We start from the raw sequence: 24,907 nt of genomic DNA, 5'->3' as shown, positions 1-24,907 counted from the left end.
TCGGTCCGCGCATTCACCCGTACGCCCTGCCCGTCACCCGTACGCCGGGAAGAATCATATTTCACTCACAGTCAGCAGCCGTTTGGGAAACGACCCTTGGGACACACGGACTCTCGACGGATTCGCTGTGCACCAGTACCGTCACAAACCCCCCGCGCGGCGTCTATCCACTTGGCGCGGCATCCGCATCATGGACGACGATAGGGGTGCGGAATGCGAGAAAGACCGCTGTGAGAGGAGGCGTCCATGGGATCGGTACGCAAGGCAAGTGCCTGGCTTGGCCTCGTCGACGACAACGAAGACGAGCGTTACTACGACGACGACTACTCCGACGGGACCGAGCCCGGGGAGGCCTGGGTCACCGATCCGCGCGTCAAGGTGGCCTCGGACGTCGCCGAGGAGAAGGGCCGCCGCATCGGCACGGTGACCCCGGACAGCTTCCGGGACGCGCGCGCCATCGGCGAGCTGTTCCGTGAGGGCGTGCCGGTCATCATGAACCTCACGGCGATGGAGGCCGCGGACGCCAAGCGCGTGGTCGACTTCGCGGCCGGGCTCATCTTCGGCCTGCGCGGTTCCATCGAACGGGTGTCGACCCGGGTCTTCCTGTTGACCCCCGCCCACACGGAGATCGTGAACGGTGACCCGGGCGGGCACCGCACGGACGGCTTCTTCAACCAGAGCTGAGGCAGGGCCGCTCACCGGCCCTGCCTCCGCGCGGGGTCACCGGAAGGCGTCGAGCCCGGTGAGCGCCTTGCCCAGCACGAGCTGGTGCATCTCGACGGTGCCCTCGTAGGTGAGCACCGACTCGAGGTTGGTCGCGTGCCGCATCACGGGGTATTCGAGCGAGATCCCGTTGGCCCCGAGAATGGTGCGGGCGGTGCGGCAGATCTCGATCGCCTCGCGCACGTTGTTGAGCTTGCCGAAGCTGACCTGCTCGGGACGCAGGCGGCCGGCGTCCATGCGCCGCCCCAGATGGTGGGCGAGCAGAATCCCCTTGTGCAGTTCGACCGCCATGTCGGCGAGTTTGGCCTGAGTGAGCTGGAAGCCGCCGATGGGCCGCCCGAACTGCTCCCGCGACTTCGCGTAGTCGACCGCGGCCTCGAAACTGCTGCGCGCCGCCCCCATGGCGCCCCAGACGATTCCGTACCGGGCGTGCGACAGACAGCTGAGCGGCCCGCGCAGGCCGGTCACCTCCGGCAGGACGGCGTCGGCGGGCAGCCGGACGTCGTCCAGGACGAGCTCGCTGGTGACGGAGGCCCTGAGGGACCACTTGTGCTTGATCTCCGGCGCGGAGAACCCTTTGCTGCCGGTCGGCACCACGAACCCGCGGATCCCGTCCTCGGTCTGCGCCCACACGACGGCGACACCGGCGACCGAGCCGTTGGTGATCCACATCTTGCGGCCGTTGAGGATCCAGTCCGATCCGTCGCGCTTGGCGTACGTCCGCATGGAGGCGGGGTCGGAGCCGTGGTCGGGCTCGGTGAGCCCGAAGCAGCCGATGACGTCGCCGGAGGCCATCGAGGGCAGCCACTGCTGTTTCTGCGTCTCGCCGCCGAACCGGTGGATCGCGTACATGGCGAGGGAGCCCTGCACGGACACCAGGGACCGGATCCCGGAGTCGGCGGCCTCCAGCTCCAGACAGGCCAGCCCGTACTGCACGGCGGACGCACCGGCGCACCCGTACCCGTCGAGGGACATCCCGAGGGCACCGATCCCACCGAGCTCCCGGGCGAGCTCCCGGACGCCGGGCAGCTCGCCCTTCTCGTACCACTCGGCCACATGGGGCAGCACCCGGTCCGCGGCCCAGGCACGCACGGTGTCCCTGATCCCCAGGTCCTCCGGCTCCAGCAGGTCGTCGAGGCCGAGGGGGTCGGCGGGGTCGAAGGGAGGCAGCTTAGGCGAACCGGACATCTCGACACCCTCCGAAACTCTTTAACTAGCAGCGCTAGTCAGACGCTACGGCCTCGGCACACCCACGCACCACCCATAGCCGCCAACTGACACCGGAGGTCGCCGGCGGGGGTGGAGGCCGGCCGGCGACCGCTGGCACCGTGCCGTCGCGCCGCCGATCGCTCCACCGCCGCCAGCCGCCGACGGGGCGTGCCACCCACTGGCGACCTTGACCCTTCACTCGAACGGTTAAGAGTGGTGCGCGGGTGGGCGGCTCACACCGAGACGCGCGACTCCTCGGCGCCCCGCTGCGCGGGCACCTCCACCGGCGCCGCCTCGCACTGCATCACCCGCGGCAACCGCAACGCCATCACCGCCCCCAGCAGCAACAACCCCGCACTCACCAGCAACGTCACATGCAGCCCGTGCACGAACGCGTCCCGGGCGGCATGCCGCAGAGCGACCCCGGCAGTCCCGCCCAGCTGCGCGGCAACCTCGTACGCCTCCCCCAGCGAATGCCCCGCAGAGGAGGAGGCCGACTCCGGCACGCCCGGCACGCCCGACAGCCCCGGCGCGTACGCGGCGTTCATCACGCTGCCGAGCAGCGCGATCCCGATCCCCGCCCCCAGCTGGTACGACGTCTCCCCGATCGCCGCCGCCCCACCGGCCTGCTCCGGCGGCGCCTCGCTCAGCATCGACTCGTACGCCCCGAACAGCGTCGTCTCCAGCCCGAAGCCCAGCAGCACGAACGCGGCCAGCATCAGCGCGCACTGGTCCGTGCGGCCCATCGCCGTCAGCAGCACGACCGCGAACGCCGTCAGACAGAACCCGGCGCACACCATCCGCCGCGGCCCGAACCGCCGCAGCAGCCGCGCCCCCGCCAGCCCGGCCGCCATCGCGGCGAACGTCAGCGGGAGCAGCCGCAGCCCCGTCTCCAGCGGAGAGAGACCGAGCACCAGCTGGAGGTACTGCGCCGCGATCAGTTCCAGACCGACCAGCGCGAGCATCGCCAGCACGATGCACCCGACGGACGTGCTGAACGCCGGCCGCGCGAACATCCTGAGATCCACCAGAGGGTGTGCCCGCCGCCGCTGCCGCCGTACGAAGCCGGCCAGCAGCGCCGCGCCCACCACCAGCGGCACCAGCGTGAACATGCTCCACACCGGCTCCCCGCCCCCGAGCCGCTTGACGCCGAGCACCACACCGAACAGCCCGGTCGCCGCCATCAGCGCGCCGACGACGTCCCAGGGGCCGGTGCCGTCCCCCTTCGACTCGGGCAGCAGCAGCCGCCCGACCGGGAGACTCACCAGCATCAACGGAATGTTGACGAGGAAGACCGAACCCCACCAGAAGTGCTCCAGGAGGAATCCGCCAAGCAGCGGCCCCACCGCCGCACCGACCGCCGCCACGGCGCTCCAGATGCCGATGGCGAGCGCCCGCTCACGCCGCTCCGGGAAGACCTGACGCAGGATCGACAGGGTCGCGGGCATGATCATCGCGCCGCCCACTCCGAGCAGCGCCCGCGCCACGATCAGCACCTGGGCGTTGTCGGCCAGTGCCGCCATGCCGGAGGCGAGGCCGAAGAGCGCGTACCCGAGGAGCAGGACCCGTCTGCGGCCGACGCGGTCGCCCAGGGTGCCGAACAGGATCAGCAGCGAGGCGCAGACCAGCGGGTAGACGTCGACGATCCAGAGCAGCTCTATCCCGCCGGGCCTCAGGTCCTCGCTGACGGCGGGGACCGCCACGTGCAGCACGGTGGCGTCGACCGCGACCAGCAGCAGGCTGACGCAGAGGACGACGAGAACCACCCAGCGGTTGGCACCGGCCCCGGCCGCCCGACGGCGCAGCGCAGCGCCGGCCGTGGTCGTCCCGGACATGTACGTACCTCCCAGATGTTCCCTCGCGATCGGCGGGCTCACGGGGTGGGGACGCCCCCGCGGCTCGGCCGGAGAGGAGCGGTGGTCTCCGGCCCGCGCAAGCGAAAAGCGAGTGACACGTCAGGGTACGCGAGTCCGGGACGGAGCCTAGTGGCGGACCTCTCACCCGTCCGGCGGAAGGATGTGGCGTACGCCACTTCCTTCCTCCTCGATCACGCACCGGGCGGCCGGGCGGTTCCGGCCCCGGTCGATAATCGGGCCCGTGACCGATCTTGAGACGCGTGCGGCTCCGTCCCGCGCCGGGGCGCTGCGCCGGGCAGCTCCGGCGCTCCTCGGGTACGCGGCCGTCCGCGCCCTCGGCCTCGTCGCCCTGGCCCTGTGGAGCGCGGCACGCGACAAGAGCGCCTACACGCTGCTCACCGCCCGCTGGGACGCGCTCTGGTACACCAGGGTCGCCGAACTCGGCTACGGGTACGAGGTGCGCCTGCCGAACGGGGACGTGCACTCCAACCTCGCGTTCTTCCCGCTCCTGCCCTGGCTGGAGCGGCTGCTGGCGGCGGTGTCCCCGCTGTCGTACGCGGACGGCGGTTTCGTCGTCAGCCTGGGTGCCTCGATCGCCGCGGCCTGGGGGATCTTCGCGGTCGCCGACCATGTGTACGGGCGCCGGGCCGGGGTGTGCGCGGTGCTGCTGTGGGCCGTGCTTCCGGTCGGGATCGTGCAGTCGATGGCGTACAGCGAGTCCCTGTTCACGGCGCTCGCCGCGTGGTCGCTGTACGCGGGGCTGACCGGCCGCTGGGTGACCGCGGGCGCGCTGGCCCTGCTGGCGGGTCTGACCCGCCCGGTGGGGATGGCGGTGGCCGCGGCGGTGTGGGTGGCGGCCATCGGCTCCTTCGTACGGGACCGGCGCGCGGGTGTCGCGCCCGGCCCGGGCCCCGGTGCCCGCCGCGTCCTCGGCGTGCTGCTGGCGCCCCTCGGCACCGCCGGGTACGTCCTGTGGGTCGGTCACCGCACCGGCGGGGGTCCGCTCGGCTATCTCGACGTACAGGCCGGATGGCGCAACGGGTTCGACGGGGGCTACGCGTTCGCCCGGTTCGTCGGCGAGAAGTTCACGTCGTTCCCGTCGGCCCCGGCCGGCGTGGGGCTGGTTCTCGGGGTCGCGTCAGCCGTCTGGCTGTATGTGGCCGGAGTACGTCAGCGCCAGCCGCTTCCGCTGCTGGTCTACAGCGGCGTCGTGACCGCGCTCGCGCTCTGCGCGTCGAGCTACTTCGGCTCGAAACCGCGCCTGCTGCTGCCCGCCTTCCCACTGCTGCTGCCCCTCGCCCTGACCCTGGCCCGGCTGCGTTTGCGCAGGTCAGCGCTGGTGCTCGGGTCCATGGCCGTCCTGTCGGCGGGGTACGGGGCGTTCTGGCTGAACGGCTCCGGTCCACCCTGACCCGCTGTGAGCGACAGGGGAATTCCGCGCCATGCCAGGGTGAACGAATTCAAAAGCACACCAAAACCCGCGTCCAGAATGATCAAAGGAATTGAAGGCCACAGCACCCGGCGATTGCAGATTCGCTGGAAATAAACCTCCTCCTGAGAGGAATCCCACATCACATCGTCATCACAAAGCCGTTGATTCACCCGGGATCTGAGCTCACTCGCTGTAACGTCGATTGGGTGCGTAACGAACCGAAGCTCACCCGTCTGGACCGGGTGTTCGCCCGGCTGGATCGTGAGCCGGAACGACCGGCCCTCATCGATCAGCCGAAGATGAGCAGGCACCGCATCGTGCTCCTGGCGGCGACCCTGGTCTTCTACGGCGCGATCGTGTGGGCCGTGGTGATCACGTCCTGGCTTGTCCGGCTCGACTGGCAGGTCATGTTCTTCCGGCCGTACCAGCAGTGGTCGGAGATCCACTGGTTCGTCGACTACTACGTGGTCCTCGGCCAGCGCGGCCCGACCGCCGTGATGGTCGCGGCCTGGCTGGGCTGGCGCTCCTGGCGGCAGCACACCCTGCGCCCCCTGCTCGCGCTCGGCGTCTCGCTGCTGCTGCTGAACGTCACGGTCGGCGCCGCCAAGTACGGCATGGGCCGCCTGGGGCCGCACTACGCGACCGTGATCGGCTCGAACGAGATGTGGCGCGGCGGCGATATATTTCCGAGCGGTCACACCGCCAACGCCGTGGTGACCTGGGGAATCCTGGCCTATATGGCCTCCACCGAGAGAGCGCGCCGCTGGCTGTCCGCCGTCTCCGCCGTCACCTCGCTCGGCGTCGGGATGGCCACCGTCTACCTCGGTACGCACTGGCTGAGCGATGTGCTCCTGGGCTGGGCCGCGGGCCTGCTCATCCTGCTCGCCCTGCCGTGGTTCGAGCCGTTGATCGCCCGTTCCGAGGCCGTGATCTTCGACCTGCGCGAGCGCCGGCGCGCCCGCCGTGCGGCGCCCGCCGCCACCCCGGTCGGCGCACCGCCCGTGGTGATCACGCCGCTGCCGAGCGACCGGGAGGACGTCGCGGCCCGCTCGCCCCGGACCCCTGCCTACCTGGCGCCAGGTCCCCACACGGCCCGCTCCGAGCGCACGCCGACCACCCCGGCCGGCAGCCGCCGCCCGCCGCACCCGGAGCGGCACCCACGCGGCTCGTCCTCCACGACACGCCCCCTGGCGGGCGGCTGACCAGGCCGGACGGCGGAGGGCCGGAGTGCCCGCCCCCGGCACGGCGAAGGCCCCCGGTTCCACGGCGAACCGGGGGCCTTCGCCCGCTCTCAGCCTTTCCAGGCCCGCGCCACCCGGCCGCCCTTCACCTCGAAGTTCAGCCGGCCCACGCGGTACTCCATGGTGATGATCGTCCCCGGCGACAGTGAGCGCACCGTCGACCAGCCGCGCTCACGCGCGAGGCGTTCGGCCCGGTCGGCCTCCAGGCCGACATAGGTGTCCGGCGTGTCGTCGGGTTCCGCGTCAGGTGTCGGAATCGGTGCCATGCCGCCACGCTACCTCCCTCTGTTCCTCTCCTGTCCTCTTCCTGTCACGCTTCTGTCACAAGATCAGGCCAGTGGTTTCGGGGGTTCTCCGTCACACGGACGAGCGGTTCCGTAGGCCTTCCGCAGGCATTCCACAGGGAATTCCGCGCGTCCTGTGACCCCATGGGAAAAGCCCGGCGGAAAGTTCCGGAAGAAGCGCCTGAGGGGCCCGTTCCATTCCGATGCCGGACGGAGTCCGCCCAGTCGGCGCCGCTCGGGAAATGCATGGCTTCGGCGGGAAGAGGCCGGTACGCGCCCTGCCGTAGCGGGCTGCGCCGCGCGCATCATGGCGTGGGCCCGCGGGTACGGGTGGCGCGGGCTACGGCGGGCCCGGTACGCGATGAGCGAAGGGGCGAGCGAGCGATGGGGACGCAGACCGTACAGGCGGCGACGCCGCACGAGCCGCGCACACGGCACGGGCGGGTGGTGGTCGACTGGCTGACGACGACGGACCACAAGAAGATCGGCCACCTCTACCTGGTCACCTCGTTCGTGTTCTTCCTGATCGCCGGGGCGATGGCGCTGCTGATGCGCGCCGAGCTCGCCCGTCCGGGCCTGCAGATCATCGACAACGAGCAGTTCAACCAGGCGTTCACGATGCACGGCACGATCATGCTGCTGCTGTTCGCGACGCCGAGCTTCGCGGGCTTCGCCAACGAGCTGATGCCGTTGCAGATCGGCGCGCCCGACGTCGCCTTCCCGCGGCTGAACATGTTCTCGTACTGGCTGTTCCTGTTCGGCGGGTTGATCGTGCTCGGCTCGCTGCTGGTGCCCTCCGGTCCGGCGGACTTCGGCTGGACCGCCTACGCCCCGCTCAACAGCGCGGAGCGGTCGCCGGGTCTCGGTGCCGATCTGTGGATCATGGGGCTGGCCCTGTCGGGCTTCGGCACGATCCTCGGCGCGGTCAATTTCGTCACCACCATCATCGGGATGCGCGCCCCCGGCATGACGATGTTCCGGATGCCGATCTTCGTCTGGAACACGCTGTTCACGTCGATCATGATCCTGATGGCGTTCCCCGTGCTCGCGGCGGCTCTGCTGGTGCTGGAGGCGGACCGGCGGTTCGGGGCGCAGGTCTTCGACGCGGCCAACGGCGGCGCGATCCTGTGGCAGCACCTGTTCTGGTTCTTCGGCCACCCCGAGGTGTACATCATCGCGCTGCCGTTCTTCGGCATCATCACGGAGATCATCCCGGTCTTCAGCCGCAAGCCGCTGTTCGGCTATCTGACGCTGGTCGGCGCGACGATGGCGATCACCGGTCTGTCGATGATCGTGTGGGCGCACCACATGTTCGCCACGGGTGCGGTGCTGCTGCCGTTCTTCTCCTTCATGAGCTTCCTTATCGCGGTGCCGACCGGTGTGAAGTTCTTCAACTGGGCCGGCACCATGCTGAAGGGCTCGTTGTCCTTCGAGACGCCGATGCTCTGGGCGACGGGCTTCCTGGTGACGTTCCTGTTCGGCGGGCTGACCGGGGTGATCCTGGCGTCGCCGCCGATGGACTTCCACGTGACGGACTCGTACTTCGTGGTCGCGCACTTCCACTACGTCGTCTTCGGCACGGTCGTCTTCGCGATCTTCGGCGGCTTCTACTTCTGGTGGCCCAAGTTCACCGGGAAGATGCTCGACGAACGGCTGGGCAAGATCCAGTTCTGGGCACTGTTCACCGGCTTCCACACCACGTTCCTGGTGCAGCACTGGCTGGGCGCCGAGGGCATGCCGCGGCGGTACGCGGACTACCTCGCCGCGGACGGTTTCACGGCGCTCAACACCGTCTCGACGATCGGCGCGTTCCTGCTCGGGATGTCGACGCTGCCGTTCCTCTACAACGTGTGGAAGACCGCCAGGTACGGCCGGAAGGTGGAGGTCGACGACCCCTGGGGTTATGGCCGTTCGCTGGAGTGGGCGACCTCGTGCCCGCCGCCCCGGCACAACTTCACGACGCTGCCCCGGATCCGGTCGGAGTCGCCGGCGTTCGACCTGCGTCATCCGCAGTACGCGGCGGTGACGTCGCAGCCCGAGCCAGCGCGGCATCAAGCCGGTCGCGAGTCCTCCTGATCGCGTCGATCAGCTCCACCGGTTCCAGCACCTCGAACTCGAAGCCCAGCATCACCACGTGGATCACCATCACGTCGAGGCTTCCGGCGCCGCAGCGCAGCAGGCAGCTGTCCGGACCCTCGGCCTCCAGCACGCCGGCGCTGGGCGAGATGCGGGTGGCGGCCTCCTCCAGGGGCGCCAGGATCCGTACCACGGCGTGGGTGGCGTACACGCGCGTGGAGACGCCCTGGGAGACGTAGGCGGCCAGGTCCTCCGCGGGCGGCTCGCGCGGTACGAAGCGCGGGCCGTGGGGTGGCCTGGGCGTGACGCGGTCGACGCGGAAGGTGCGCCAGTCCGCCCGGTCGAGGTCCCAGGCGACCAGGTACCAGCGGCGTTCGGTGCACACCAGGCGGTGCGGTTCGACGCTGCGGCGGCTGGTGGTGCCGTCGTGGCCGCGGTACTCGAAGCGCAGCCGTTCGGTGTCCCGGCAGAGGTGGGCGAGCTCGGTCAGCACGGCCGGGTCGACGGCGTCCGGCACGGGCCCGCGCAGCATCGGCACGGTGAAGGCGTTGAGGGCGCTCACGCGGCGGCGCAGCCGGCCGGGCAGCACCTGTTCCAGTTTGGCGAGGGCCCGGACCGAGGTCTCGCCGATGCCCTCGATGCCCTGCCCGGCGGCCGTGCGCAGGCCGATCGCCACGGCCACGGCCTCGTCGTCGTCCAGGAGCAGCGGCGGCAGCTCGGCGCCGGCGCCCAGTTGGTAGCCGCCGCCCGTGCCCGGGCTGGCGTTGACCGGGTAGCCGAGCCCCCGCAGCCGGTCGACGTCCCGGCGCAGGGTGCGGGCGCTGACACCGAGCCGTTCGGCCAGGTCGGCGCCGGACCACTCGCGGTGGGCCTGGAGCAGGGACAGCAGACGCAGCAGGCGTGCGGAGGTCTCCAACATGGGGGCGAGTGTGCCAGCCCTTGCGGACAGCCGTTGTCCTCAAGGCTCGTACGCCAGCTGGGGGACGTCGAAGCAGGTGCGGTTCATGTCCCCCTGTCCGACCCAGCCCCTGCCGTCCCGCCAGCGGGCCACCGACAGACAGGTCCGGCTGGTTTCCGGCGGTTCGGGCAGCCGCTCGAACCTGACGGGCAGCAGCAGTCCTTCGGCGGTGAATCCCTCACTGCGGTTCAGGTAGGCGTCGACGCACCCGCGCGTGATGCCCGTCCTGGCGCAGGACTCCGCGGCGTCCGTGAACCACCGGGCGGCCGCCCAGCCCTCCAGCTGCCACTGGGAGTGCGTCTCGAGGCCCTTCGTCGCCTCGCGGAACTCCCGTACGGCCGGGTCGCCCGTGTCGTCGTAGTTGCGGCTGGAGCCGGTCGCCCAGAGGGCGTTGCGGCAGCGCGGGGCGTCCTTGTAGGCCTCGGGGACGGTGGACGTCCAGTTCTGCACGTTGGTCACCTTGGCGGTGACCTCGGCGCCGACCTGGTCCATGGCCTGGCACAGCCGGGCGTTGCCGTGCCCGTCGATGGCGTCGAACACGAGGTCGGCGCCCTGCTCCTTCAGATCGGCCGCGACGGCACGGAAGTTGGGCAGGGCGAAGTCGACCTGTTCGGGGACGACCCGGTATCCCTCGGCGCGCAGGCCCCGCTCGACGAGCCGGGCGTAGGCGGCCGAGGCGGACTGGTTGTAGGAGACGACGGCGGCGGTGCGGGCGCCGTGCTCCCGCTTGAAGTAACGGTAGACCTCGGTGCCGCCGTACAGCTTGCCGTCCCAGCCGGTGGTGCCGTCGCGGGGCGCGAGGCTGCCGTAGATGCCGTAGAGGTGCGGGTAGGTGTCGTAGGCGCTGCCGATGGGCTGGCCGCCGACGTCGGGCACCCGGGCGCGGGAGACGCGGGAGGCGCCGGCGTAGTCCAGAGCGGTGGTGGCGACCAGGGCGACGACCTCGTCCTCCTCGACGAGCCGGTGCACGCACTCGTTGTTGCCGACGCCGCTGCCGCCGTCGTCGCACGTGCGTACCTCGACGCGGCGTCCGTCGATGCCGCCGCGCGCGTTGAGCCGGTCGAACCAGGCCTTGGCACCGTCGCGCGGGCCGGTGAACGCGCTGCCGCCGACCGGGCTGGTGGCGCTCGCGATGATGCCGACGCGCAGGGGCGTCGAGTCGCCGGGTGGCCGGGTGCGGCCGTCGTGTTCGAAGTCGCTCTCCGGGAGCCGGCTGCCGCAGGCGGCGGTCAGGGCGAGCAGCAGCACTGCGGCGAGGATCTCAGCAGCCCGGGACCGGCGACCCATTGCCGCTCATCCGCACCAGCGAGCACAGCGTCTTGACGGACACCTTCCAGGTGCCCTCCTGCTCGACGGCTGTCCCGGAGGCGTCCGGCAGGGCGGTGGCGCCCTTGAGGGTGAGCGTGTACGTGACGTCCGCCTCGGTCGCCGAGGTGAACTGGACCTTGGTGACCTGCGCCTCGACCTGGCCGCCGCGGGCGTCACCGCTGAAGGCCTGCAGGACGGGTCCCATCCGGTCGCCGTTCTCCAGGACGGCCTGCTTGTCCTCGGTCGAGGTCTGCGGGTCGAAGAACTTCTGCCAGTTCTGCTTGATCTCCGCTTCGGCCGCGGCCCGGTCCGCCGGCGCGCTGGCCGGGGCGCTCGTGGTCCGTTCAGAGGTCGGTGTGGGAGGTGTGCTCTCGCCGCCGCCGCTGTCGTCACCGCATGCCGCGAGGGCCGGGGCGAGGGCCAGCACCAAGGCTGCCGCGATCGCCGTGCCCCGTCCCGCGGCTCGTGGGCGCGCCTTCCCGTTCCCCCGCCTGAGGTCGCTGCCGAGAACCATCTGGCTCACCACCGGGTGTCGGTCCGGGCCATGCGCGCCCGGTGCTTTCAGGGTCAGCTTCCAAGGGGCATAGTGCAAGCGAGCGGCGGACTTGAACAGGCAGCCAGGCGCGTGCCCGGACAACCGACGTGTGGGAGGCAGCGATGCGGACAATCCGACTGCGGACCGTGCATCCCGTCCTCTGGGCCGGCTGGGCCGCCCTGGCCGCCGGCGCGGTGCTGTGCGTCGTCGGCTGGTACGGCGTCTCCGGGGAGCGCTTCGCCGAACGGCAGCTGCCCTACCTCGCCTCCTGCACGATCCCCGGCGCCGCGTTGATCATCTCCGGGGCGGTGTTGCTGGCCCACGGCCGGAGCTCGGTCGCCGCCGCGCGGGTGGAGGAGCTGTACGGCCTGCTCGTGGCGGCCGGACCGGCCGAGGCGGACGCGAGCGGGCAGGCGGCGCTCGCGCCGCTCGCGGTCGGCCGCGAGCTGCTGACGGTGCCCGGGGGCACGCTGTACCACCGGGCCGACTGCCCGCTGGTCGCGGGCAAGGCGGAGGCGGTCCCGGTGGACCCCGGGCTGGTGGCGAGTGGCGAGCTGGGCCCGTGCCCGGTCTGCGAGCCCGCCGAAGAGACCGGCTGAGCAGGGCCGATGTCCTCGCTGACGTACGACCTCACGCTGGCCGGCCTGTCGGTCGGCAGCGCGGCGGCGCTGACCGGCATCGGACTGATCGTGACGTACCGCGCGACCGGCGTGCTGAACTTCGCACACGGCGCGATCGCGATGGTGTGCGCGTACGCCCTGCGGCAGTGCGTGGTCGGGTGGGGGTGGCCGCTGTGGCTGGGGGCCTCGGTGACGCTGCTGGTGCTGGCGCCGGGGCTGGGTGTCGCCCTGGAACGGTTCGTCTTCCGGCCGCCGGCCGTCCTCGGCGGGGACCCGGCGCAGACGCTGGTCGCGTCCATCGGGGTGTTCGTGCTGCTGGTGGGCGGTGCGGCGCTGCTGTGGGGGCAGGGGGCCCGGGACGACGCGCCGGAGCTGGTGCCGGACGAGCCGTGGGTGCAGCTCGCGGTGGTGCTGGCGCTGGCCGCCGGAGTCACGGCGATCGTCCGCCGGACTCGGTTCGGCCGGGAGCTGCGGGCCGTGGTGGACAACCGGCAGCTCGCCGTGCTGGGCGGCATCGACGCGGACCGGGTCGCGGCCGCGGGATGGGCGTTCGGCTCGTTCACGGCGGGCCTGACGGGGGTGCTGCTGGCCCCGTACGTGCGTCTCGACCCGTACGGGCTGCCGTTGCTCGTGGTGGAGGTCGTGGCGGTCGCGGTGGCCGCGCGGATGCGGAGTCTGCCGGTCGCGGTGGCGGTGGCGCTGGCCGTCGGGGTGGCGCAGAGCCAGCTGACCCGGCTGCACCCGTCCGGGTGGTCCGAACCGCTGCTCCAGGCGGTCGGCACGAACCTGTTCGTCGTCGCCCTGCTGGTCGCGGCCCTGACGCTGCCGGGTGTGGGCGCCCGGGACGCGCTGCCGCGCACGGCCACCACCCGGGCACCGGCGCCGCCGGGCGTGTGGATCGTGGCGGTCGCGCTGCTCCTGCTGCCGCTGGGTCTGGCGGGCCGGGATCTGCACACCTCGATCCAGGTTCCGGCGCTGGCGGTGATCCTGCTGTCCCTGGTGGTGGTCACCGGCCGCGGCGGCCAGATCTCACTGGGGCAGGCGGCGTACGCGGGTCTCGGCGCCCTGTTCACCGCGCTGCTCGCGGCCGGGCGCTTCCCGGGCCTGCCGGTCATGCCGGAGCTGGCGGCCCTCGCCGTGGCGGTCGTGCTGGTGGCGCCGCTCGGACTGCTCACCGGGTGGCCCGCGATCAGCCGCCGGGGCCTGGCGCTGGCGCTGGCGACGTTCGCCGTCGGCGTGGGGGTGAGCCGCTTCGTCTTCGCCCAGCCCTACGCCACGGCCGGGCTGTCGCTGGGCCGCCCGGCGGGGTTCGACGGGGACCGCGCGTACTACCTGCTGGAGTTGCTCCTGCTGGCCGTCGCCCTGCTGGCGGTGCAGGGTCTGCGCCGGGGCCGGACCGGCCGGGCGCTCGCGGCCATGCGCGACCACGAGGCGGGGGCGCAGGCGGCGGGGGTTCGGGTGCCGTCGCTCAAGCTGTTCGCCTTCGTCGCGGGCGCGGCGCTCGCCGCGCTGGGCGGCGGAATGCTCGGCATGGGGCTGCGCGCCTTCGACGCCGCCGCGTACGACCCGGTGCGCGGTCTGCTGTGGTTCGCCGCCGTCGTGGTGCTGGGCGCCGACAGCACCCTCGGCGCGCTCGCCGCCGCCGCGCTGCTGGTCGGCCTGGACGCGGGTACCCGCGGCGGCGTGGCGGCGGCCCTGATCGGTGTCCTGGCGGTCCTGGTGGGACGCTTCCCCGGCGGCCCGTACGAGGCCCTGCGCACCGCGGGGCAGCGCCTGCGCCCGCGCCGCGCACCGGCCCTGACAGCGGCGGGCGACCGAGCCCGCGGGCTGCTGCGCCCGACGCGGCACCGGACGCCCCGGACAGCGCCGGTGCCCACGGGCGCGACGCCGGTACGCCTGGCGCCGGCGGCCGGGGGACGCGGCACGGCGCCAGACGTGCGGGCGGGTGCCGAACTCACAGACCAGAAGCCGCCGGAGGCATCCGAACACGGCCTGCCGGACCGGCCAGGCGCTTCCGGAGACCGCCCAGGGCCTGCGGACAGCCACCGCTCGCCCCACCCGCGCGGCACGGCACCAGACGAGCGGGCAGGTGCCGAACCCACAGACCAGAAGCCGCCGGAGGCATCCGAACACGGCCTGCCGGACCGGCCGGACGCTTCCGGAGACCGCCCAGGGCCTGCGGACAGCCACCGCTCGCCCGGCCCGCGCGGCACGGCACCGGACGAGCGGGCAGGTGCCGAACCCACAGACCAGAAGCCGCCGGAGGCATCCGAACACGGCCTGCCGGACCGGCCAGGCGCTTCCGGAGACCGCCCAGGGCCTGCGGACAGCCACCGCTCGCCCGGCCCGCCGGGCGAGCCCTTCGGGGACCGGCCGCGAGGGGCAGGGCCCCCGCGGCCCCCGGTACCGCCCACCGGTCGGGCCGCCCCCGCCTCCCCCGTGCTCACCGCCCACCGGCTGCACGCCCGCTACGGCGGCTTCACCGCCCTCGACGGAGTCGGCCTGGACCTCTTCCCCGGGCAGATCACCGCTGTGGTGGGGCCGAACGGGGCCGGGAAGAGCACCCTGTTCCACTGTCTGGCCGGGAGTCTGCGGCCCGCGCGCGGCACCGTCGGACTGGACGGACAGGACATCACCACGCTGCCCGCGCACGCCCGCACCCGGCTCGGTGTGGCGCGTACCTTCCAGCAGCTGGCCGTCTTCCCGTCGCTGACCGTGGCGGAGAACGTCCGGGTGGGTGCCGAGCAGGGCCGGGCGGGCGACCCCGGGGCGGTGGAGCGGACGCTGAGGCTGCTCGGGCTGGACGGGCCGGTGCGGGCGGTGCCCGCCGCCGGGCTGCCCACGGGGACGCTGCGCCGCGTCGAACTGGCCAGGGTCCTCGCGGGCGCCCCGCGGGTCCTGCTGCTCGACGAGCCCGCCGCGGGCCTCGACACCGCCGAAGTGGCCGCCCTGGCCCGGGTCCTGAAGGCCCTGGCCGCCGACGGTACGGCCGTGCTCGTCGTCGAGCACGACCTGGACCTGGTCGCCGGCCTCGCCGACGTCGTGCAGGTGATGACCGCGGGGCGGATCATCGCCTCCGGTCCGCCCGAGCGCGTACTGGACGCCCTGGAAACGGGGGCCGGGCCATGACGACCGTCTCCTTGCGCCACGCGCGCGTGCGCTACGGCCCCGTCGAGGCCCTGCACGGCATCACCCTGGCCGCGCCCGGCCCGGGCCTCACCGTGCTGCTGGGCCGCAACGGCTCCGGGCGCAGCACCGCCCTGCGGGCCCTGGCGGGCACCGTGCCGCTGTCGGGCGGCATGGTGGTGTGGGACGGCGTCGACGTGACCCGTGTGCCCGCGTACGAGCGGGCCCGGCGCGGGCTGTGCCTGGTGCCGGAGCGGCAGGCCGTGTTCGGCTCGCTCACCGTGCGCGAGAACCTCGAACTCGCCGCCCCGGACCACGGCCCGGCCCTCGACGCCTACCCGCGGCTGGGCTCCCTGCTGGAGCGGCGGGCGGGCACCCTGTCCGGTGGGGAACAGCGCATGCTCGCCCTGTCCCGTGCCCTGCTGGCACACGCGCGTGTGGTGCTCGTCGACGAGCCCGCCCAGGGCATGTCGCCCTCGGTCGCGGCACGCACCTACGAGTTGCTGAGCTCGCTCGACGCGTGCGTGGTGGTCGCCGAGCAACGGCTGCCGTCCGCCCTGCGGGACCGGCCGGTCCTGGTGTACGAACTGCGCCGCGGGGCCGTTGTGTTCGCCGGGGAGGCGAGGGAACTCGGACACTGAACAGGCCGCCGGGCACACGGGCCCCGTCCGGTCAGGTGACCGGACGGGGCCCGTGTCGCGGCGAGGGGGAATCGCTCAGAGGTCGAGGCGCAGGCCGGGCACGATCACGTCGGGATCGCCGCCGATGGCGGCCTCGTTGGCGGTGTAGAGGCGCTGCCAGGTCGTCCCGTGCCGGGCGGCGATACCGCTCAGCGTGTCGCCCTGACGGACGGTGTAGTCGCCGCGGGAGGTGCCGCGGTCCGCGCGTGCCGTGGAACGCTCCGGCGCCTTCGCCGGCTGCGCCTGCTTCGCCGGAGCCGGCTTCGCCGGAGCCGGCTTGGCGGAGGTGACCGGGCCGGCGGCGGGTGCGCTGCCGCTCGCCCCGGCGCGTGCCGAGCAGACGGGCCAGGCGCCCCACCCCTGGGCGGCCTGGACCTTGGTGGCGACGGCGATCTGCTGGGACCTGCTCGCCTGGTCGGCGGTGGGCGCGTAGGCCGTGCCGCCGTAGGCCCGCCAGGTGGAGCCGGCGAACTGGAGTCCGCCGTAGTAGCCGTTGCCGGTGTTGATGTGCCAGTTGCCGCCGCTCTCGCACTGGGCGATGCGGTCCCACACTCCGCTGTCAGCCGCCGCGGCGTTTCCGGTCGCGGCCAGCAGTCCGAGGGGCGCGAGCAGTGCCGCCCCGGCGAGGACCGCCGTCGTACGAACCTGGTTCTTCCGAGCGTTGACGCGAGTGGTATCGGCACATTCGGACATGTAGTTCCCTCTCGAAGCACTCGAGATCCCCCAAGGCGGGACGCCGCCCTGCACGCCATGGGGCGTGCGGGCCGCGCTCGCCCCGTCCACCGGCGTGTTGCCGGGCGCGGTTCCGGGGAACCGTGCGGCCGGTGGACGTACTCGAGCGGTGCTCGTTGCACACGGCGGAGGAATGTATGGAAGGTGACGGGCCGACAGCAACCAGTTCTCCGTAAGGGCAGGCCAGTTCGTCGATACCTCAGGTAACGGCGATTTCCGGACACCCACTTCATTCGTGGATTTCCGGATTTGTCGACCAATCCGTCAGAGGATCTGTGACCCACTTCACCACCTCAACCCCCTTTACAGATGAGGTAGTTGACAGTGAGTGCGCGATTCCGCGCTGAGTGTGACCCGGTGCGCTGGTTGGTTCGATTCCGTTCGCCGTAAGGCGTGACTCCCGCCACAGATCGCCCGTTGTCTTCTTCATGAGCCGGGGCCCACCCGGACCACAGGCCGGGAGCCACCCGGCCTCGCCACGCACCGCACCCCCGAGGGAGCCACCCGTGCCGCGCATGCTCGACGTCAGCGACGACGTACGCGCCGAGATCGGCGACGAGGAAGCCGACCGCCTGCTCGCCGGAGAGACCGCCCCGGGCAGTTACGACTGCACGTCCTGCCGCACTCCGGGCGACTCCGAGCAGGAGCGCACCAGCACCGTCCTGTTCATCGGGGACGAGACCGCCGTCCTCGCCTTCGCCCACGCCGGCTGCCTGCCCTCGCAGGTCGTCCAGGTCACCGAGGAACAGCTCAAGGGCGCCGTGAAGTCCATCACCGGCGACACCGCGGACCTGGAACCCGACACGACGGTGCCCGAGCAGGCGGTGCTCGGTGTGACCAGCGGGCTCGTCCTGATCGGCGGGGAGTTGTACCCGGCCCTGGTCGTGGAGCCGACCGCGCCCATCGCCCGGCCCGGCACGACCGGCGGCGGCGGTGACGACTTCCTGCCCCTCCTCATCGAGCAGGGCTTCATGCCCCTGACCGAGCTGTCCGCCGTACCGCCCGTGCTGCACGGCTGGTCCGTGCTGCTCGCCGTCGGCCAGCTGCACGCGGTGCTCCAGCCGGGCCAGAACGGCGGCCGGCCGGTGGCCTGGTGGCAGGCGCACGAGCCGCTCCAGGTGACCGACGGCTGGCGCGCGGCCGCCAACAAGCGCCAGCAGGCGCTGATGTTCGCCGCCCCTGTCGGCTCGATCGGCCGTCAGCCGCGCGAGGACCTGCTGCGGGACGCCCTGGACAAGGCGGCGGCGAACGGAAAGCTGGTCGCGGCGGCGCTGCCGCTGGCCGGCACCTGAGCGGCGCGTCACCCGCCCGCACCGTATCCCTGCGAAAGCCGTACCCCGGCCGCATCCCTTGACCCGCGGGGTCGTTTGGACATACGTGCACGCATACGACGTTCCCCGCCGCCAGTCCTTCTCGCCGATCCCCTCCGCGCGGTCGGCCCAGGACACCCAGGGCGGCCCATCGGCCACGCCGATCTACGACGCTCTCTACGCCGAGTACGTCAAGTCCTTCCGCGCACTGCCCGGAGACCGCAGTGGCGAGGAGAAGCTGGGCTTCACCGCCTTCGGGAACATCCCGCACAGTACGGGCTCCTACAGCCATACGCACAGCTCGTACAACTCGTACAGTGCGTACAGCGCCGGAGCCCAGAGCGCCCGGCACGCCGCCGGGCAGCAGGCGCAGTGGTACCGCGTCGGGGCCACCGGCTCGCACGACACGGGCATGCACCACGTGCCGGCCGCCCTGCCACCGGGAGGACGCGGCGACGTCTGAGCGAGCACCGGACACAGCGGAAGGGCGGCCCCCATGGGGGCCGCCCTTCCGCTGTGTCCGGCTCCGGCTTCCCGCCTACTTCTTCTTCGCGCCGCGCTTCTCACGCACCCGCACGGAGATGTGGATCGGCGTGCCCTCGAAACCGAACTCCTCGCGCAGCCGGCGCTCGATGAAGCGCCGGTAGCCCGCCTCGATGAAGCCGGAGGCGAACAGCACGAACCGCGGCGGCTTGGTGCCCGCCTGGGTGCCGAACAGGATGCGCGGCTGCTTGCCGCCCCGGACGGGGTGCGGATGGGCGGCGACCAGCTCACCGAGGAAGGCGTTCAGCCTGCCGGTCGGGACCCGGGTCTCCCAGCCCGCCAGGGCCGTCTCGATCGCCGGGACCAGCTTCTCCATGTGACGGCCGGTCCGCGCCGAGACGTTCACCCGCGGTGCCCACGCCACCTGGCCGAGCTCCGTCTCGATCTCCCGCTCCAGGTAGTAGCGGCGTTCCTCGTCGAGGGTGTCCCACTTGTTGTACGCGAGCACGATCGCGCGGCCCGCCTCGACGGCCATGGTGACGATGCGCTGGTCCTGCACGGAGATCGACTCGGACGCGTCGATCAGGATGACCGCCACCTCCGCCTTCTCCACCGCCGCCGCCGTACGCAGCGAGGCGTAGTAGTCGGCGCCCTGCTGGAGGTGGACCCGCTTGCGGATACCGGCCGTGTCGACGAACTTCCAGGTGACGCCGCCGAGTTCGATCAGCTCGTCGACCGGGTCACGGGTGGTGCCGGCCAGCTCGTTGACGACGACGCGCTCCTCGTTCGCGACCTTGTTCAGCAGCGAGGACTTGCCCACGTTCGGGCGGCCGATCAGCGCGATCCGGCGCGGCCCGCCGATGCCGCCCCCGCCGAAGGTCTCACGCGGCGCCTCCGGCAGCACCTCGAGGACCTGGTCGAGCATGTCGCCGGTGCCGCGGCCGTGCAGCGCGGAGACCGGGTACGGCTCCCCCAGGCCCAGCGACCACAGGTACGCCGCGTCGGCCTCGCCACTCGGGCCGTCCACCTTGTTGGCGCAGAGCACGACCGGCTTGCCGGCCTTGCGCAGCAGCCGTACCACGGCCTCGTCGGTGTCGGTGGCCCCGACCTTGGCGTCGACGACGAACACGACGGCGTCGGCGGCGTCGATGGCGTACTCGGCCTGGGCGGCGACGGAGGCGTCGATGCCGAGGACGTCCTGCTCCCAGCCGCCGGTGTCGACGACCTTGAAGCGGCGGCCCGCCCACTCCGCCTCGTACGTCACCCGGTCGCGGGTGACTCCGGGCTTGTCCTCGACGACGGCCTCACGGCGGCCGATGATGCGGTTCACCAGAGTCGACTTGCCGACATTGGGGCGGCCGACGACGGCGAGCACCGGCAGCGGACCGTGGCCGGCCGCCTCGATCGCGCCCTCGACGTCCTCGACGTCGAAGCCCTCCCCCGCGGCGAGCTCCATGAACTCCGCGTACTCGGCGTCGCCGAGCGCCCCGTGGTCGTGCTCGTGCACGCCCTCGGAGGCGTCCGAGCCGTCGGGCTGGATGTGGTCGTTCATGAAGTCCGTACCTCGTCGTTCATCGTGGTGGTCGGTGGAGTACCCGCTGCCTGCCGGGCTGATCCACTACTCAGTGTTGCCTAGCGCCCGGTGGAGCGCCTGGCGTTTTCCAGGTGGGCGGCGAGCTGCTTCTGGATGCGCCCGGTCGCCTCGTCCAGCGCCTTGCGGGTCCGGCGCCCGCTGCCGTCGCCCGCCTCGAAGGGCTCGCCGAAGACGACGTCGACACGGGACCGCAGCGGCGGCAGCCCCTTTATCAACCGTCCGCGCCTCTCGGAACTTCCCAGCACGGCGACCGGCACGATCGGGGCGCCGCTGCGCACCGCGAAGTACGCGAGCCCGGCGCGCAGCGCGGCGAAGTCGCCCTCGCCCCGGGTGCCCTCGGGGAAGATGCCCAGCACGCCGCCGTTCTCCAGGACGCCGAGCGCCTGGGTGATCGCCGTGCGGTCGGTGGTGTCGCGGTCGACCTTCACCTGCCCGATGCCGAGCAGGAAGGGGTCCAGCGGCCCGATGAACGCCTCCTTCTTGATCAGGAAGTGCGTCGGCCGGGGCGCCACGCCCATGACCATCGGGCCGTCGATGTTGTGGGAGTGGTTGACCGCGAGGATCACCGGTCCGTGCGTGGGCACCTTCCAGGCACCGAGCACGCGCGGCTTCCACAGCCCGTACATCAGGCCGACGCCGATGCGCCGGCCGACCTCGGCGCCCTTTTCCGAGGGGAGGTTCACTTCCCGGCCCGCTTCTCCTCGACGAGGGTGACGACACACTCGATGACCTGGGCCAGCGTGAGGTCGGTGGTGTCCACCTCGACGGCGTCGTCCGCCTTGGCGAGCGGAGAGGTCTTGCGGCTGGAGTCGGCGGCGTCCCGCTTGATCAGGGCCTCGCGGGTGGAGTGCACGTCGGCGCCCTTCAGCTCGCCGCTGCGGCGGGCGGCGCGCGCCTCCGGGGAGGCGGTGAGGAAGATCTTCAGGTCGGCGTCGGGCAGCACGGTCGTGCCGATGTCACGGCCCTCGACCACGATGCCGTGCTCAGCGGAGGCGGCGAGCGAGCGCTGCAGCTCGGTGATCCGGGCGCGCACCTCCGGCACCGCGCTGACCGCGCTGACCTTGGAGGTGACCTCCTGGGTGCGGATCGGGCCGGCCACGTCGACACCGTCGACGAAGATGGTGGGGGCCTGCGGGTCGGTGCCGGAGACGATCTCGGGCTTGCCGGCCGCGGCGGCGATCGCGGACGGGTCGTCGATGTCGATGCCGTTGTTCACCATCCACCAGGTGATCGCCCGGTACTGGGCGCCGGTGTCCAGGTAGCTCAGCCCGAGCTGCGCCGCCACGGCCTTCGAGGTGCTCGACTTGCCCGTGCCGGACGGGCCGTCGATGGCGACAATCACTGGCGTGGCGCTTTCCACAGTGGGGACCTTCCTGAAACCGGGTCGGCGGGGGTGAGGGCGCGACCGCCCCGCACAAGGTTACTGGGTTCGCATCACTCGTCCGGCCGCCCCCGGCGACGACGGCACTCGGCCCCTCCCAGCCCGCCCGGCACGCGGGGCGAAGGCGGCGGTCGGCCCCTCCCAGCCCGCCCGGTGATCGAGGACGAGGCCGTTCAGGCCGAAGCGGGGGCCTGGGGGCGGCAGCCCCCCGGAACACTGACCCGCCACGCCCCGCGGCCTACTGGCGGATGGCCCAGCCCCGCTCCCGCAGCGCGGCGGTCAGAACGGGCGCGGCCTTCGGCTCGACCATCAACTGCACCAGACCGGCCTGCTGCCCCGTCGCGTGCTCGATCCGCACGTCCTCGATGTTGACCCCGGCCATCCCGGCGTCCGCGAAGATCCGGGCCAGCTGCCCCGGCTGGTCGTCGATGAGTACGGCCACGACCTCGTACACCCGCGGAGCGGACCCGTGCTTGCCGGGAACGCGGACCTGCCCGGCGTTGCCGCGCCGCAGCACGTCCTCGATCCCGCTGGTGCCCTCGCGCCGCTTGTGGTCGTCGGTGGACTGGAGTGCGCGCAGGGCCCGCACCGTCTCCTCCAGGTCGGCGGCGACGTCCGTGAGCAGGTCGGCGACCGGCCCGGGGTTCGCGGAGAGGATGTCGATCCACATCCGGGGGTCGGAGGCGGCGATCCGGGTCACGTCCCGGATGCCCTGCCCGCACAGCCGTACGGCGGCCTCCTCTGCGTGCTCCAGGCGTGCGGCGACCAGGCTGGACACCAGGTGCGGCATGTGGGAGACCAGGGCGACCGCACGGTCATGGGCGTCGGCGTCCATCACGACCGGCACGGCACGGCAGTGCGAGACCAGCTCCAGGGCGAGGTTGAGCACCTCGGTGTCGGTGTCCCTGGTCGGGGTGAGCACCCAGGGACGGCCCTCGAAGAGGTCCGCGGTCGCGGCGAGCGGGCCCGACTTCTCGCGGCCCGACATGGGGTGCGTGCCGATGTACGCGGCGAGGTCGAGGCCCCGCGCCTGCAACTCGCGGCGCGGCCCGCCCTTGACGCTGGCGACGTCGAGGTAGCCGCGCGCCACACCGCGGCTCATGGCGTCGGCGAGCACGCCGGCCACGTACGCGGGCGGGGCGGCGACGACCGCGAGGTCGACGGGCCCGTCCGGTGTCTCGTCCGTGCCGGCGCCGAGCGCGGCCGCCGTGCGGGCCTGTTCCCGGTCCGGGTCGGCGAGGTGCACGGTGACGCCCCGCTGGGACAGGGCGAGGGCGGCGGACGTGCCGATGAGCCCGGTTCCGATGACGAGAGCGGTTCTCACTGGGCGATGTCCTTGCGCAGGGCGGCGGCGGCGCCGAGGTAGACGTGCGAGAGGTCGGCGCGGGCCTTGTCGGACTCGATGTGCGCGAGGACCCGGACGACGCGCGGCATGGCGCCCTCGATGTCCAGTTCCTGGGCGCAGATCAGCGGCACGTCGGTGATGCCGAGCTTGCGGGCGGCGGCCGCCGGGAAGTCGCTGTGCAGGTCGGGCGTGGCCGTGAACCAGATGCTGATCAGGTCGTCGGCGGTGAGCTCATTGCGCTCCAGGATGGCCGTGAGCAGGGCTCCGACCCGCTCGTCCATGTGCCCGGCCTCGTCCCGTTCCAGTTGGACGGCGCCCCGGACCGCTCGTACCGCCACGGCGATGCTCCTTGCTGATGTGCGTGTCGCTCTGCGTCCGTCCAGCCTAGTCAGCCCCCGGAGCCGGGGTGATCGATGCCCAGCCGATGAGACACCGGAGTCGCCGTTCTTTGGGTATTTTCGAACTCAACATGCAGACGTATCCGGTTTGCCCCTCTTCTGTGCGTTCGGAGTGACGACATGACCCACGAGACCACCCGCCGCACGGTTCTCCTCGCCACGGGCGCGACGGGCGCGGCGGCGTTCGTCGCGGCCTGCGGCGGGGGCGGCGACGGCACCACGACGACGAGCTCTCCCACCGGCCAGGGCGCGTCGAGCACCCCGGCCGGCCGGGAGCTGGCCACGACCGACGAGATCCCGGTCGGCGGCGGCAAGATCTTCAAGGAGGAGAAGGTCGTGGTGACCCAGCCGGAGCGGGGCCGGTTCAAAGCTTTCTCGGCGATCTGCACCCACCAGGGCTGCACGGTGGGCTCCGTCTCCGACGGCACGATCGACTGCCCCTGCCATGGCAGCAGGTTCAAGATCGCCGACGGCTCGGTGGCGCACGGCCCGGCGGCCCGGCCGCTGCCCGCCGAGCAGATCACCGTCGAGGGCGACTCGGTCCGGCTGACCGGCGGCTGATCAGGAGTCCCAGAGCGCTCCGAGAGTCAGCAGGTCGCTCCGGTACTCGATCCGGTCGGCCCACTCGGCCGGCCAGGCCTGCGCGCCCAGGTAGGAACCCGCGAACGCGCCCGCCAGGCAGGCGATCGAGTCCGAGTCACCGGCCGTGCAGGCGGCACGCCGCAGGGCCGTCAGCGGCTCGCCGGGGAAGAGCAGGAAGCACAGCAGCCCGGTCGCCAGGGCCTCCTCGGCGATCCAGCCCTCCCCGGTGGCCAGGCACGGGTCGGTCTCGGGCGAGACGGTGCGCACCGCTTGCTCGAGGCGGTCGAGGACGGCCAGGCACTCGTCCCAGCCGCGTGCGATGAACCGCTCGGGTCTCGGGTCCCCGGCCCGGCGCCACAGGTCGCCGAGCCAGCGCTCGTGGTAGCGGCCGCGGTTGTCCAGGGCGTACGAACGCAGCAGCCCGACCAGCCCGGCGGGCTCCGCGCCCTGCGCGAGCAGCCGTACCGCGTGCGCGGTGAGGTCGGACGCGGCGAGCGCGGTGGGGTGCCCGTGGGTGAGGGCGGACTGCAACTGGGCGGCGCCCGCGCGCTGTTCGTCACTCAGTCCCTGCACCAGGCCGAGGGGGGCGACGCGCATGTCGGCGCCGCAGCCCTTGGAGTGGATCTGGCTGGCGTCCTGCCAGGGGCGGGACTCGTCCTTCAGCAGCGAGCAGGCCGTCAGGCAGGTACGCCCCGGGGCCCGGTTGTTCTCCGGCGACTCGTACCAGGCCACGAACTCCTCACGCAGGGGCCCCAGCAGCCCCGCAGGAGTGAGCGGCCCACGGTCCATCGCCGTCCGCACGGCCCGGCCGAGTGCCAGCGTCATCTGCGTGTCGTCGGAGACGCGGGCGGGTTCCGGCAGCGGCATCTCCCGCCACGGCCCGTGCGTGGCGACGATCGTCGGCACGTCGTTGAACTCGGTCGGGTACCCCAACGCGTCCCCCAGCGCGAGGCCGGTGAGCGCTCCCGTGGCGGCTTGCTTGTGGACGAGCGTGGCCATGTCAGAAGTCCTTCCGTCCCCGCCCCCTGACGAGG

At 72.4% G+C, this 24,907-nt stretch carries 22 protein-coding genes and 1 pseudogene; 10 read left to right on the top strand and 13 right to left on the bottom strand.

Features of this window, described 5'->3' with window-relative positions; genetic code table 11:
- The first annotated feature begins 246 nt into the window (after positions 1 to 246).
- Positions 247 to 684: a cell division protein SepF gene (locus IE212_RS06095; protein WP_190196674.1), complete on the top strand. Its 438-nt coding sequence runs from the start codon at positions 247 to 249 to the stop codon at positions 682 to 684.
- 36 nt (positions 685 to 720) lie between these two features.
- Here the strand turns inward: IE212_RS06095 and IE212_RS06090 are convergent, their stop codons facing one another.
- Positions 721 to 1,911: an acyl-CoA dehydrogenase family protein gene (locus IE212_RS06090; RefSeq protein WP_190196673.1), complete on the bottom strand. Its 1,191-nt coding sequence runs from the start codon at positions 1,909 to 1,911 to the stop codon at positions 721 to 723.
- 254 nt (positions 1,912 to 2,165) lie between these two features.
- Complete coding sequence (locus tag IE212_RS06085; RefSeq protein ID WP_190196672.1) at positions 2,166 to 3,767, bottom strand: MFS transporter; 1,602 nt, start codon at positions 3,765 to 3,767, stop codon at positions 2,166 to 2,168.
- Positions 3,768 to 4,029: 262 nt separating this feature from the next.
- On the opposite strand from IE212_RS06085, the gene IE212_RS06080 reads away from it, so the two are divergent.
- The gene (locus IE212_RS06080; protein WP_190196671.1) at positions 4,030 to 5,199 is read left to right on the top strand and encodes a putative hexosyltransferase; all 1,170 of its coding nucleotides are present in this window, start codon (positions 4,030 to 4,032) and stop codon (positions 5,197 to 5,199) included.
- A gap of 227 nt (positions 5,200 to 5,426) precedes the next feature.
- The gene (locus IE212_RS06075) at positions 5,427 to 6,422 is read left to right on the top strand and encodes a phosphatase PAP2 family protein (RefSeq protein ID WP_190196670.1); all 996 of its coding nucleotides are present in this window, start codon (positions 5,427 to 5,429) and stop codon (positions 6,420 to 6,422) included.
- A gap of 89 nt (positions 6,423 to 6,511) precedes the next feature.
- Here the strand turns inward: IE212_RS06075 and IE212_RS06070 are convergent, their stop codons facing one another.
- On the bottom strand, positions 6,512 to 6,727 hold the full coding sequence (locus IE212_RS06070) for an I78 family peptidase inhibitor (protein ID WP_190196669.1): 216 nt from the start codon (positions 6,725 to 6,727) through the stop codon (positions 6,512 to 6,514).
- 162 nt (positions 6,728 to 6,889) lie between these two features.
- Here IE212_RS06070 and ctaD point away from each other — a divergent pair.
- Positions 6,890 to 8,701, top strand: a pseudogene (gene ctaD / locus IE212_RS06065) (aa3-type cytochrome oxidase subunit I); the annotation flags it as partial.
- On the opposite strand, the gene IE212_RS06060 reads toward ctaD, so the two are convergent.
- From IE212_RS06060 to IE212_RS06050, 3 genes are read right to left on the bottom strand one after another with little or no spacing between them, the layout of a single operon-like run.
- Positions 8,700 to 9,740: a helix-turn-helix transcriptional regulator gene (locus IE212_RS06060; RefSeq protein WP_190196668.1), complete on the bottom strand. Its 1,041-nt coding sequence runs from the start codon at positions 9,738 to 9,740 to the stop codon at positions 8,700 to 8,702. The pseudogene ctaD and the gene IE212_RS06060 sit on opposite strands and share 2 nt — an antisense overlap.
- A gap of 39 nt (positions 9,741 to 9,779) precedes the next feature.
- The gene (locus IE212_RS06055) at positions 9,780 to 11,066 is read right to left on the bottom strand and encodes an ABC transporter substrate-binding protein (RefSeq protein ID WP_190196667.1); all 1,287 of its coding nucleotides are present in this window, start codon (positions 11,064 to 11,066) and stop codon (positions 9,780 to 9,782) included.
- Complete coding sequence (locus tag IE212_RS06050; RefSeq protein ID WP_190196666.1) at positions 11,041 to 11,601, bottom strand: MTB12 C-terminal domain-containing protein; 561 nt, start codon at positions 11,599 to 11,601, stop codon at positions 11,041 to 11,043. Before IE212_RS06050 ends, IE212_RS06055 begins: the two co-directional genes overlap by 26 nt.
- Before the next feature lie 143 nt (positions 11,602 to 11,744).
- Between IE212_RS06050 and IE212_RS06045 the strand changes: the two genes are divergently transcribed.
- Genes IE212_RS06045 through IE212_RS06035 form a run of 3 tightly spaced genes read left to right on the top strand, consistent with a single transcriptional unit; the run spans position 11,745 to position 16,009 of the window.
- The gene (locus tag IE212_RS06045) at positions 11,745 to 12,221 is read left to right on the top strand and encodes a hypothetical protein (protein WP_190196665.1); all 477 of its coding nucleotides are present in this window, start codon (positions 11,745 to 11,747) and stop codon (positions 12,219 to 12,221) included.
- A gap of 9 nt (positions 12,222 to 12,230) precedes the next feature.
- On the top strand, positions 12,231 to 15,371 hold the full coding sequence (locus tag IE212_RS06040) for an ABC transporter permease subunit (protein WP_190196664.1): 3,141 nt from the start codon (positions 12,231 to 12,233) through the stop codon (positions 15,369 to 15,371).
- Positions 15,368 to 16,009 (top strand): ABC transporter ATP-binding protein, encoded by a 642-nt coding sequence (locus tag IE212_RS06035; RefSeq protein ID WP_190196663.1) that lies wholly within the window; start codon positions 15,368 to 15,370, stop codon positions 16,007 to 16,009. The genes IE212_RS06040 and IE212_RS06035 overlap by 4 nt, the downstream gene beginning before the upstream one ends.
- 75 nt (positions 16,010 to 16,084) lie before the next feature.
- Here the strand turns inward: IE212_RS06035 and IE212_RS06030 are convergent, their stop codons facing one another.
- Positions 16,085 to 16,741 carry a LysM peptidoglycan-binding domain-containing protein gene (locus tag IE212_RS06030; protein WP_190196662.1) on the bottom strand — a complete coding sequence of 219 codons (657 nt, stop codon included), beginning with the start codon at positions 16,739 to 16,741 and terminating at the stop codon, positions 16,085 to 16,087.
- 545 nt (positions 16,742 to 17,286) lie between these two features.
- Between IE212_RS06030 and IE212_RS06025 the strand changes: the two genes are divergently transcribed.
- Positions 17,287 to 18,072, top strand: coding sequence for a DUF8842 C-terminal domain-containing protein (locus IE212_RS06025; protein ID WP_190196661.1), 786 nt, complete (start codon positions 17,287 to 17,289; stop codon positions 18,070 to 18,072).
- Between the two features lie 85 nt (positions 18,073 to 18,157).
- Positions 18,158 to 18,553, top strand: a complete 396-nt coding sequence (locus tag IE212_RS06020; protein WP_190196660.1) for a hypothetical protein — start codon at positions 18,158 to 18,160, stop codon at positions 18,551 to 18,553.
- 75 nt (positions 18,554 to 18,628) lie between these two features.
- Here IE212_RS06020 and der read toward each other — a convergent pair whose 3' ends face one another.
- From der to aroH, 5 genes are all read right to left on the bottom strand, one after another.
- Complete coding sequence (gene der, locus IE212_RS06015) at positions 18,629 to 20,125, bottom strand: ribosome biogenesis GTPase Der (RefSeq protein ID WP_190196659.1); 1,497 nt, start codon at positions 20,123 to 20,125, stop codon at positions 18,629 to 18,631.
- Between the two features lie 80 nt (positions 20,126 to 20,205).
- The gene (locus IE212_RS06010; protein WP_190196658.1) at positions 20,206 to 20,889 is read right to left on the bottom strand and encodes a lysophospholipid acyltransferase family protein; all 684 of its coding nucleotides are present in this window, start codon (positions 20,887 to 20,889) and stop codon (positions 20,206 to 20,208) included.
- A complete protein-coding gene (cmk, locus tag IE212_RS06005; RefSeq protein WP_373301347.1) occupies positions 20,847 to 21,509 on the bottom strand; it encodes a (d)CMP kinase in 663 nt (220 codons plus the stop codon). Before cmk ends, IE212_RS06010 begins: the two co-directional genes overlap by 43 nt.
- A 277-nt stretch (positions 21,510 to 21,786) precedes the next feature.
- Positions 21,787 to 22,872 carry a prephenate dehydrogenase gene (locus IE212_RS06000; RefSeq protein WP_190196656.1) on the bottom strand — a complete coding sequence of 362 codons (1,086 nt, stop codon included), beginning with the start codon at positions 22,870 to 22,872 and terminating at the stop codon, positions 21,787 to 21,789.
- Positions 22,869 to 23,231 carry a chorismate mutase gene (aroH, locus tag IE212_RS05995; protein ID WP_190196655.1) on the bottom strand — a complete coding sequence of 121 codons (363 nt, stop codon included), beginning with the start codon at positions 23,229 to 23,231 and terminating at the stop codon, positions 22,869 to 22,871. Before aroH ends, IE212_RS06000 begins: the two co-directional genes overlap by 4 nt.
- Positions 23,232 to 23,411: 180 nt before the next feature.
- Between aroH and IE212_RS05990 the strand changes: the two genes are divergently transcribed.
- Positions 23,412 to 23,852 (top strand): Rieske (2Fe-2S) protein, encoded by a 441-nt coding sequence (locus IE212_RS05990; protein ID WP_190196654.1) that lies wholly within the window; start codon positions 23,412 to 23,414, stop codon positions 23,850 to 23,852.
- Here IE212_RS05990 and IE212_RS05985 read toward each other — a convergent pair whose 3' ends face one another.
- Positions 23,853 to 24,872, bottom strand: coding sequence for an ADP-ribosylglycohydrolase family protein (locus IE212_RS05985; RefSeq protein ID WP_190196653.1), 1,020 nt, complete (start codon positions 24,870 to 24,872; stop codon positions 23,853 to 23,855).
- Positions 24,873 to 24,907: the final 35 nt, after the last annotated feature.

Source organism: Streptomyces djakartensis (assembly GCF_014651075.1).
Lineage (GTDB): Bacteria > Actinomycetota > Actinomycetes > Streptomycetales > Streptomycetaceae > Streptomyces > Streptomyces djakartensis.
Note: the sequence above shows the minus strand (reverse complement) of the source record. Positions and strands in the feature narration are given on the sequence as shown.

Coding starts and splice junctions, on each gene's coding strand:
- IE212_RS06095 (WP_190196674.1), top strand. CDS start 247: ATGGGATCGGTACGCAAGGCAAGTGCCTGGCTTGGCCTCGTCGACGAC.
- IE212_RS06090 (WP_190196673.1), bottom strand. CDS start 1,911: ATGTCCGGTTCGCCTAAGCTGCCTCCCTTCGACCCCGCCGACCCCCTC.
- der (WP_190196659.1), bottom strand. CDS start 20,125: ATGAACGACCACATCCAGCCCGACGGCTCGGACGCCTCCGAGGGCGTG.
- IE212_RS05985 (WP_190196653.1), bottom strand. CDS start 24,872: ATGGCCACGCTCGTCCACAAGCAAGCCGCCACGGGAGCGCTCACCGGC.
- IE212_RS06085 (WP_190196672.1), bottom strand. CDS start 3,767: ATGTCCGGGACGACCACGGCCGGCGCTGCGCTGCGCCGTCGGGCGGCC.
- IE212_RS06040 (WP_190196664.1), top strand. CDS start 12,231: ATGTCCTCGCTGACGTACGACCTCACGCTGGCCGGCCTGTCGGTCGGC.
- IE212_RS06060 (WP_190196668.1), bottom strand. CDS start 9,740: ATGTTGGAGACCTCCGCACGCCTGCTGCGTCTGCTGTCCCTGCTCCAG.
- IE212_RS06030 (WP_190196662.1), bottom strand. CDS start 16,741: ATGTCCGAATGTGCCGATACCACTCGCGTCAACGCTCGGAAGAACCAG.
- IE212_RS06050 (WP_190196666.1), bottom strand. CDS start 11,601: ATGGTTCTCGGCAGCGACCTCAGGCGGGGGAACGGGAAGGCGCGCCCA.
- IE212_RS06055 (WP_190196667.1), bottom strand. CDS start 11,066: ATGGGTCGCCGGTCCCGGGCTGCTGAGATCCTCGCCGCAGTGCTGCTG.
- IE212_RS06035 (WP_190196663.1), top strand. CDS start 15,368: ATGACGACCGTCTCCTTGCGCCACGCGCGCGTGCGCTACGGCCCCGTC.
- IE212_RS06045 (WP_190196665.1), top strand. CDS start 11,745: ATGCGGACAATCCGACTGCGGACCGTGCATCCCGTCCTCTGGGCCGGC.
- IE212_RS05990 (WP_190196654.1), top strand. CDS start 23,412: ATGACCCACGAGACCACCCGCCGCACGGTTCTCCTCGCCACGGGCGCG.
- IE212_RS06070 (WP_190196669.1), bottom strand. CDS start 6,727: ATGGCACCGATTCCGACACCTGACGCGGAACCCGACGACACGCCGGAC.